The sequence below is a fragment of the Flavobacterium hydatis genome (genome assembly GCF_000737695.1).
Taxonomy (GTDB): Bacteria; Bacteroidota; Bacteroidia; order Flavobacteriales; family Flavobacteriaceae; genus Flavobacterium; species Flavobacterium hydatis.
Genome location: NZ_JPRM01000001.1, coordinates 296,825 through 305,389 on the forward strand (window position 1 = coordinate 296,825; position 8,565 = coordinate 305,389).

Genomic DNA, 8,565 nt, shown 5'->3' on the forward strand with positions numbered 1-8,565 from the left:
CAATTTTAATAGGGATTTCTGTTTTTGTTAAAGCATTACTTTTTTAACAATTGTCGTTTTATTTTCCAATAATATCTTAACGATTAGCATTTGCGATGTGACATTAATTTTTGATGTTTCGAACTGATTTGAATTCACCCTACTCTTTTCATAAATTTTCTTGCCCGATACATCGTAAATAAATACTTTATCGATGATTTCGTTATAAGCATTAATTCTAATTTCTTTATTTACAACCGAAACTAAGATTGTGTTTTCTGTAGTTTCAAATTCCCCCGTTTTTAATGTTTCATTAGTATATCGTAATACAAAACGGTCATTAAAAGTTCCTACTTCTGTAGTGAAATTATAATCTGTTTTATGTAAATCATGAATTGTGTTGGTTAATTTATCCTCTAAATAAACTATTTGGTTTGCCAATAATCCATCTGCTTTGTCGATACCTATAGTAAATTTTCCTGCTATTACTGAACTATACCCTAACGGTACTGAATCGGTTTCATTAAATGGTAGTCCTTTACTTTGTATTACTAAATTTTTATTTTCTTTGATACTATAAAAGTTCACAAACTTATTTCCATTAAAATTTTCTCCATCAAAAAACGAGTCATAAGAATTGGTTGCTCCATTTATATATCCTAATAACAATTGCTTAAAAGCTCCTTCTTTATTTGTTAGATTCAACCAAATACGATGTCTTTCGATTGAACTTTCTCTGTCTTGTTTTTGAAGTTTACTTGGTTTAAAAAATCTTGAATTACGTCCAACTACTCGCATACTATTATCAAAATTGACTTTTCCTGTTCCTTTACTACCTAAGAAAAATGCTTGTCCTGAGGCAATAACTCCATCAGGTTCTGTATCATTAATCCCTGATGATAAAGCTGGTCTTGTGGCAACTCCTCCTAATAAATTATATACTGCATAATCATCAGAATTATAATCATTGTTAACAAGTGGGGTATTATGTGTCCAGAAATAAAGCGTTCCATCTACATTCTCTCTATTTTTCGATATAAAGACATCCGCATTTATCGCAGAAGGATACGGATTACCTATTAAATCATAACCCACTTGATTATCTAATAAAACTGAAATTTTACCATTAGTAGGTATTCCTTTAAAAGTAGCTTCGTAGGCTGTTGCATTTGTCTTCGAAAAATTTCCTGGAGCTTCAATAATATAGCCTTTACCAATTATCATATTGGTTGATGCATTTTCTTTATTCCAAGCTATTCTTGTAGCATCATACGAATAGTAATTATTAGATGTTGTATTGGGTGACACATCAAATAGGTCTTCATTTTCTACTGCTGATGACCAATAGGTATAATCATGCTTTAAGATCGGAGTTGTCTTTCTTTTTACCTCAACAAATCCTGTATTTATTACCTCATCATCCAGCTGGTATAAAGATGCTGTATCTTCTAGAACCAAAGTTCCCAAACCTGAGTAATTTAAACTCAATTCTAAGGAATTACCGCTAGGAATTGTGATTTTTTTACCCTCATCGATACTACAATTACAAGCATTAACCTGACCAGATAAAGTATAATTATCATGAAAATTTAATTCTTTACCTTCGGATGGAAGTCCATTTGTCCAGTTTGAACCATCCCAAATAGAACTATCTACACATAATTTTAATCGTGCAATCCTATGTTTTGCTTCTCCTGATACCGAATTAAAATTACCTCCGACAAGAAGTTTATTATCAGGTGTAAAACACATACTAAACAAAGTACTATTTAAGTTTACAACAAAAGATGTATCATATAAACCATCTTTTTGCAATCGGAGCATTCGCATTGAAGGTACTCCGTTATATGTTCCTGAAAATGCTCCTCCAACCAAAATTCGATTGTCTTTTTGTACCAAAATACTACGTACATCTCCGTTACTAAATCCTGTTCCGATAGTAAAACTAGTATCTAAACTTCCGTCAGGATTTAATCTTGTGATTCTTTTTTGTGCAATTCCATTGTATGTTAAGAATGTACCACCTACGATTATTTTACCATTAGATTGTAATGCAATTGCATAAACGTATTTATCAAAACCGCTACCAACGTTAAAACTAGTATCTATACTTCCGTTTGAATTTAAGCGAACTAATCCTGGAGAAGTGTGCCCATTAAAGGTATCAAATCTCCCTCCTACCAAAATTTTTCCGTCTGGTTGTACAAACAATGTTTCGATTATTCCGTTAGCACCTGGGCCAGTTACAAAACCAGTATCTATAGTTCCATTGGAGTTTAATCTTATAATTCTACCCAATAATAATGTTCCGTTATAAGTCGTAAAATTTCCTGCTGCGATAATTTTAGAATCTGCTTGTATTGCTAATGTATATACTTGATTATTAAATCCTGTTCCGATTGTAAAAGTTTCATCAATACTACCATTTGGTAAAATTCTGGTAATTCGATTACAAACTTTTCCGTTATAATTTATAAAAGCTCCTGCGAAAACTATTTTATTATCCGATTGTAAAACAGCTGCTTTAATTGCATTATTCGCTCCAACTCCATTTAGATTAAAAGTAATATCCAAAGCTCCATCTTCGCGTAAGCTTGTAATTCTTTGTACCGATTCTCCGTTGAATTTTGTAAAATTACCAAAGGCCATTACTTTATTATCTGCTAAAGAAAGTATTTTCGAAACCGAATTATCAAATCCAACTCCTGCTGCAAGATATCCTATATCTAACTCTCCATCTGAATCAATCTTAGCCAATCTTCCTTGATTTTGAGAATCGAAGACTGCAAATGAACCTCCAACAAACCAAGAGTCATCTGTATTATTTACTAAATCAAGCACCGATGCTGACGCAGGTCCTGAACCAATATCAAAATTAGATTTTAGAGTTCCATCAGAATTTAAAAAAGCCAATCGGTTTACTGAAATTCCATTATACTTTCCCGTAAATGAACCTCCAACCATTATATTACCAGTTGCACCTGTCTTGATAACTGTAACACCATCATTACTAAATGCTGTTCCTGATAAGAAATCAGTATCTATCGATCCATCTCTATTCAGTCGAATTATTCTATTTGCTGGCGTTTCATCATAACTTGTAAATTTACCTCCTACTAAAATTTTACCATTAGCTTGTAATACCAATGCTGCAACATCACTGTTAAAACCTGAGCCAATATTAAAAGTAGTATCAATACTTCCGTTAGGATTTAGTCGAACAATATGATTTGAATCTGTTCCATTGAAAATGGTGAAATTTCCTGATAGAATGATTTTTCCATCAGATTGAACTTGAACATTCGTAATATTTTTTAAGGATCCTGATCCTGTTACAAATGAAGTATCCAAACTTCCGTTCTCTAATATCCGAGCCACTCTATTTACTACAACTCCATTATATTGGGTAAAGCTACCTACTATGATTATCTTACCATCTGGTTGTTGCGCAATATCGTATATGATTCCGCTACTTGCACCATTTGTATTAAAGCTAGTATCTCGAGACCCATCAGGATTTAAGCGAATCAACCGATTAGAAATTATACCTGAATAAGTCGTAAAAGAACCTCCGATAATTATCTTCCCATCATTTTGTATAAACGAAGCATATACTTTTCCATTAAATCCAGTTCCAGTATTAAAGTTCTCGTCTATAGTTCCGTCTGGTTTTAATCTGCACAAATAAAGTGCTGAAGTCCCATTAAAATTAAAATAATCTCCTCCTACAATTAAATTCCCATCTGGCTGCAAGGCTATTGTTCGCACAATATTATCAAAACCATCCCCAGAATGCCCGTCGTCATAAATATTAAACGTTCCATCGACACTCCCCTGTTGGGCATTACAAACAGTTATAAATATAAAATTTATTAAAATCAGCAGACAGTATTGTTTTGTTTTCAAGATAATCCTTCTTTTAAAAGTTGTTTCTAAAATGATTAATTAATAAGAATTTATCGCTAAACTAATCTTTAAAAAACAATACTCCCTATGAAAGCTTAATTATTTTGTAAATATTAAACTACATTATTAAATTTTAAAAAATCTCTTAAAAACAAAAAACCATTCCGTTTTGCGGAATGGTTCTAAGAATTTAACTAAATTGGGTTTAAAAAATCACCTTCTTGGTTTCAACATGTTTGTTATCAAGAACAACTTTTACTAATAAAACCTGATTACTTGATGTCAAGTTTTCGATAGTCAAAGTTGGATTTCCTACTTTCTCTTTCTTGTAAATTAATTTACCTGATACATCATAAATAAAAACTTTATCTATTGTTTGACTAAAAGCATTTATTTTGATTGCTTTGTTTGCAACAGCTACTAAAACTGTATTTTCTCCTAATTCAAATTCATCAGTACCTAATGTTTTGTTTGTATATCGTAACACAAAACGGTCATTAAATGTACCTTTTGCCGTTGTAAATGTGTAATCTCTTTCTCGTAGATTATGAATTATACCAGCAACTTTATCTTCTAGATAGATCCCTTGAGTTGTAAATGAACCATCGACATTATCAATACCTATAGTAAAACTATCAGCTATTGTTGAGCTATACCCTAGAGGAACCAAATCGGTTTCTTTAAATGGTAATGCACGCCCTTGAATTACGAACTCTTTTCCTTTATTAATACTGTAAAAATCAACAAAAGCATTTGCATTATACGAGAGACCATCATAAATACTTTCGTAATCATTTGTTGCTCCTTCGATATAACCTATCAACATTTGTTTAAAAGCCCCTGTTTTGTTGGTAAGGTTTAACCATACTCTATTCTTCTCTAAAGCTGTGGTTTTATTGTTTTTGCTTGATCTATAAAATTGAGTGTTTTCACCAGCTACACGCATACTATTCTTAAACACAACATTTGCTCCTCCTTTTACAGCATTAACAAAAAAGGATTGACCAGCGCCTATCTTTCCTGTCGGTTTAGCACTTCCTGATCCCGAAGCATTTCCGCCAGCTGGACTTCCTGTTACTCCACCAGTAAGATTATATGTTGCATAATCGTTAGAAGCATATTTCCATTTAGTACCATCATTACTTAATGCTGTAATGCGTGACCAGAAATATAATGTTCCTTCTAAAACATCTTTATTCCCTACCAAGAAATCATCTGCAGATAATGCTGAAGGATATGGATTTCCTACCAAGATATATTTGTCAGTAGATGTTGGTGTAGCAAGAGTAAGAGCTCCGTTATTAGGAATTCCATTAAACACAATTGTTTGATTATAAGGAAATGGTCCTGCATTACGTGATTTAATTATGTACCCTCTACCTGTTTCCATATTATCAGCTGCATGTAGCCAGTTATCTGTAGCAATATCGTATGCAAAATAAGAATAAGTCCCTAATGAAAGTTTACTAAATTTCTGGCCTACTACTGGTGATGACCAATAGACATAATCTTGATCTTTCATGCTTTTAGTAAAACGCTCATAAGTTATAACTCCTGAATTAATCGCGTTATCATTTTTCTGATACAAGCTTGCTTGATCTTCAAATTTTAAACTGGCCGTAGGAGTAGGAGCAACAGTAAGCGAATTGATTACAGTTAATGTACTACCTGATCTAATCACAACATTAGCATTCGGTTTTATTTCGCAAGAACAACTATTTATATCTACACTAGGAGTAGCTGGAGCAGGATAACTGCCTGTAAAAATAATATTCTGATCAGTTGTTGGTGTACCATTAGACCATCCCGTACCATTCCAGGTGTTAGTAACCAAACCTGGAATCGTAATGTTTGCTGATGCTACAGATGTACAAGTAGCATTACTTACTGTAAATGTATAGTTATTAGGAATAAGTCCTGAAATTGTTGTAGTTGTTCCTGTACCTGTTATTGGTGTTGTAATAGGATTACTTTCAATTGTCCATGTTCCTGTTGCTGGAAGCCCGTTTAATACAACACTACCTGTAGGAACTGCACAAGTTGCTGCTGTAATTGTTCCTTGGGTTGGTTGTGTTGGTGTTTCATTTATTGTTAAAGATACCGCCTGAGTTTGAGAACAAGTTCCGTTAGTAATTGTCATTATACCTGCATAAGTACCTGCAATTAAATTAACTGGAATAGCAATTGTATTTAAATTACCTCCTGTAGCCGCAAAAACAAAAGGAGTATTTGCTTGGTCCCCTAACCCCTTTCCATTAGTCGCAACATCCCAATCAATCGTATAACTTGTTGGGTTACCAGTAGTCTTAGAGTAAGGTAATGTTACCATTTGTGTACCAGAACAAACTGCAGTAATAATACCCGATGTCGTAATGGTTTGTGCTGCAGTTGCTTTAACCTCCCAAGAACCTGTACTTGTACATGTTTTTAATGAAGTTGTTAAATTATAAGTTCCTGGCAGTAAATTAGAAATATCTTTTAAACTAGAAGTATACCCTGACGCAGATGTCCAAGAATAGGTATAGGGATCCGTCCAAACAGGACGACTTGTATTACCACTGCCGTAAGCATTTAACGTTCCTTGAGCAGCAGCTGATACACTACCTACACCAGAAACCGTAGTTCCTGTGCCCTCGCTAAAACTATACCCTGCCAATAAACCATTTTGAGAAGCATCATATACCACAAACCCTTTGGACATATTTGAAATTTCTGTTGCATCCAATGCTCTACCCCAAAATCCTAATTTAAAAACTTCTCCAGTAAAAGCAATACCAGTCCCTAAATCATCCATAACTCCATAACCAATTTTAGCCGTATAGCTACTTGAGCCATAGTTAGAAGTCGAATTCCCTCCTACATATTTTTGAACACCATCTACATAAAGTCTCAGATTCGTTCCGTTACCTACCAGAGCAATATGATGCCATGCTTTATCTGTTGGATAAACACTTTTAGGCATATCAATACTTCCACCATTTCGAGTCCAACATCTTAAATTATCACCTTCAAAACCAAATTCAATAACATCATTTTGTCCAAATAGTGACATCCTATCATCATATTTAGCAGGATCAAATTTCATCCAACCTTCTACAGTAAAGCTCCCCAAATTAGAAAGCATAGGAGTTCCAAAATCAACATACTGTTTCTTTACCCCATCAAATGCTAAAGATGCTGGAGCTGCTAAATTTGTAATCTTGATAGCGCCTGTGTTATTTGTTGGACAAGTTGTATTGGTTACTGTTGCCGTAGGTGACGGTGGTGAGCTATAACTAAGAATCGTTACGCTTCCTGTCATTGCTCTAGCGCATAGAGTAGATGAATTTATAGCGACAATCGTATAAATTCCTGTGGTATTATGCAGTCCTAAACTTATAATATTTCCTGTTCCTGGCACTACCGAGCCAACTGTTACGTTACCTCTATATAACTGATAATTAACGCCTATTTGAGACCCTGTTAATCCTATATTAGAACCAGTGGCATTACTACAAATGGCTCCACCTGTTCCTGTCATAGTGTAAGGTGCAGGCAAGGTACAACCATTGCCCACTGTTATTTTACCATCAGTATTAGTAGTAGTAAAAAAAGTATCATTCTTATAAGTGGCAGTTGAATTCGTACTTCCCCAAACTCCTGAAGAAGAAGTTAAACCTCCTAATGTCATGACTTTAGTCGTATGTGAAGTATAACTTCCTAAATTGGTTATTACTCCCGAAGCGATCGACAAATTATCAGAATAAGTATTTGTACCAAAACTTTTAGTTCCTGAACCCGAAAGAATAAGATTAATATATGTTGTTGCTTTTATCGACTGATTAACCCCAATATAATTTACTGTATTATTTGCTGCTGTGGCTGTAAGAGTTGGTGTAATTGAATTTCCCCCAAAATTTAAAATCCCTCTATTAGTAAAATTCGTTGTTCCACCCAGTGAAGTCGAGACTGTAAGCACTCCACTATTAATCGTTGGGTTGCTTATTGTTAAATTAGGAATACTTATTTCCTCTGTTCCACTAATAATTTTATTAGTTGTATCAAACAATTGAGTTCCTGTACCAGAATTAAATACACCATTATTAGTAATTCCACCACTAAAAGTTATAGCTGAATTTCCAGAATTATTCCATATTCCTCCAGGATTTATCGTTACTAACCCTGTATATCTTTTAGTTCCAGTAGTAGAATTATGGATTAATGTACCATCTACTGTTGTTACTCCATTAACCGTCAAGGCTTGATTAACAGTTAAAGTCGCACCTGAGTCAATTGTAAGATTATTACAAACTGCAGCAGTACTACTACTAATTATTGGTTTTCTTGTTGTATTTGGTATTAATACATCATCGCTAGCCCTTGGCACACGATTAAAACTCCAGTTTGAAGCAGTATTCCAATTTGTACTTGAATAGCCATCCCATGTGTTTTGACCATAACTTAAATTAGCTAATAACAATAAAACCAAACACAGCCATTTTGTAAGGCTGCCCGATTTATTTATTGATTTAGAAGAATGTTGAGAGAGAAAGAAATCAACATTTAATAGTATTTTTTTATTCATAAGTAGGATTTAGAATTATAAATTGTTTTTTGGGTATATTATTTATTTGTAAATTAATTTGATATTCAGCGTTTTCTGCAATCTTAATTTTAACAATGCATTACTTAATACTTTTT

At 33.6% G+C, this 8,565-nt stretch carries 2 protein-coding genes; both read right to left on the minus strand.

The genetic code is table 11. The annotated features are described in order from the left end of the window. Positions 1–27: 27 nt before the first annotated feature. Positions 28–3,885 (minus strand): T9SS sorting signal type C domain-containing protein, encoded by a 3,858-nt coding sequence (locus IW20_RS01345; RefSeq protein WP_089052116.1) that lies wholly within the window; start codon positions 3,883–3,885, stop codon positions 28–30. Positions 3,886–4,090: 205 nt separating this feature from the next. Then, the gene (locus tag IW20_RS25220) at positions 4,091–8,449 is read right to left on the minus strand and encodes a LamG-like jellyroll fold domain-containing protein (protein ID WP_051885486.1); all 4,359 of its coding nucleotides are present in this window, start codon (positions 8,447–8,449) and stop codon (positions 4,091–4,093) included. Between the last annotated feature and the right edge of the window lie 116 nt (positions 8,450–8,565).

Coding starts and splice junctions, on each gene's coding strand:
- IW20_RS25220 (WP_051885486.1), bottom strand. CDS start 8,449: ATGAATAAAAAAATACTATTAAATGTTGATTTCTTTCTCTCTCAACAT.